Annotated in this window: 1 protein-coding gene; it reads left to right on the forward strand. The window is 73.3% G+C overall.

Annotated features, from left to right (window positions below):
- The first annotated feature begins 18 nt into the window (after positions 1-18).
- On the forward strand, positions 19-2,190 hold the full coding sequence (gene glgX / locus ACYVE9_RS23890; protein WP_461029961.1) for a glycogen debranching protein GlgX: 2,172 nt from the start codon (positions 19-21) through the stop codon (positions 2,188-2,190).
- Positions 2,191-2,196: the final 6 nt, after the last annotated feature.

Consider the following 2,196-nt stretch of genomic DNA (forward strand, 5'->3'; position numbering starts at 1 on the left):
GCGCACGAGCAGTCGGCGGTGTGGCCCGGCAGCCCCACCCCGCTCGGCGCCCGCTACCGGGCCGGCCCCGACGGCGTCGCCGGCACCAACTTCGCGCTGTGGGCCGGGGGCGCCGAAGCCGTCGAACTGTGCCTCTTCGACGACGACGGCACCGAGACGCGGCACGCCCTCACCGAGCTCACCCACGAGATCTGGCACGGCTTCCTGCCCGGCGTGCACCCCGGCCGCCGCTACGGCTACCGGGTCCACGGCCGGTGGGACCCCTGGTCCGGGGCCCGCTGGAACCCCGCCAAGCTCCTGCTCGACCCCTACGCCCGGGCCGTGGACGGTGACTTCGCGCTGCCGCCCGAGGTCTACGGCCACGTCCGCGACTGGCCGCAGCAGCAACTCGCCGACACCGTCCGCGACAACCGGGACTCCGCGCCCCACGTCCCCAAGGGGGTCGTCGTCCACGACGGCACCCCCGGCGGCCTGCCCGACGTTCCGCCGGACGACGACTGGAGCGACGACCGCCGGCCCAAGACCCCCTGGGCCGACACCGTCGTCTACGAACTGCACGTCCGCGGCTTCACCCGCCTCCACCCGGGCGTGCCCGAGCACCTGCGCGGCACCTACGCCGGGCTCGCCCACCCGGCTGCCGTCGAACACCTCACCCGGCTCGGCGTCACCGCCGTCGAACTGCTTCCCGTGCACCAGTTCGCCCACGAGGACCACCTGTTGCGCCGCGGGCTGCGCAACTACTGGGGCTACAACTCCATCGGCTACTTCGCGCCGCACGCCGCCTACGCCGCCCACGGCAGCCGCGGCCAGCAGGTCGGCGAGTTCAAGGACATGGTCCGCGCCCTGCACGCCGCCGGGATCGAGGTCGTTCTCGACGTCGTCTACAACCACACCGCCGAGGCCGACGAGCGCGGCCCCACCCTCTCGCTGCGCGGCATCGACAACCGCGGCTACTACCGGCTGGCCCAGGACCCGCGCGGCTACGCCGACTACACCGGCTGCGGCAACACCCTGCACGTCGTCCAGCCGCAGGTGCTGCGGCTCATCACCGACTCGCTGCGCTACTGGGTGCAGGAGATGGGCGTCGACGGCTTCCGCTTCGACCTCGCCGCCGCCCTCGCCCGTTCCATGCACGACGTCGACATGCTGTCCCCGTTCCTCGCCGTCATCGCCCAGGACCCGGTACTGCGGCGCGTCAAGCTCATCGCCGAGCCCTGGGACGTCGGCTCCGGCGGCTACCAGGTCGGCGCGTTCCCGCCGCTGTGGACCGAGTGGAACGACCGCTACCGCGACGCCGTCCGCGACTTCTGGCGCGACGCGCTGCCCGACGTCCGCGACCTCGGCTACCGGCTGTCCGGCTCCAGCGACCTCTACGCCTGGGGCGGCCGGCGCCCCTACGCCTCCGTCAACTTCGTCACCGCCCACGACGGTTTCACCCTGCGCGACCTCGTCAGCTACGAGCAGAAGCACAACGAGGCCAACGGCGAGGACAACCGGGACGGCACCCACGACAACCGCTCGTGGAACTCCGGCGCCGAGGGGGAGACCGACGACGAGGACGTCAACGCGCTGCGCCGGCGCCGCCTCCGCGGCCTGCTCACCACGCTGCTGCTCTCCACCGGCGTGCCCATGATCGTCGCCGGGGACGAGTTCGGCCGCACCCAGCACGGCAACAACAACGCGTACTGCCAGGACAACCCGACCGGCTGGGTCGACTGGTCACTGCTCGACGACCCCGCGTGGCACGCCCTGTTCGACCTGACCGCCCGGCTGCTGAGACTGCGCCGCGACCATCCCGTGCTGCGCCGCCGCGCCTTCTTCTCCGGCCGTCGGCACGGCGAGTTGGGCCTGCGCGACCTCGCCTGGTTCAACGCCCGCGGCGAGGAGATGACCGAAGCCGACTGGTACGCGCCCGGGTCCACCCTGGGCATGTACCTCTCCGGACGCGACATCCCGCAACGCGACGAACGGGGGCGCCCGGTCACCGACGACAGCTTTCTCGCCCTGCTGCACGCCGGCCACGAGCCGCTCGCCTTCCCGCTGCCGGCCGCGCCGTGGGCCGAGACCTACGAACTGGTCGTCGACACCTCCCGCGAGGACCAGGCCCGTCCGCCGGGCACCCGCCACCGGGCCGGCGCCCGCGTCGAGATCCCCGCCCGGTCCGTCCAGCTCTGGCGGGTGGCGGGGTGACGCCCG

This window comes from Streptomyces sparsus (assembly GCF_054776295.1).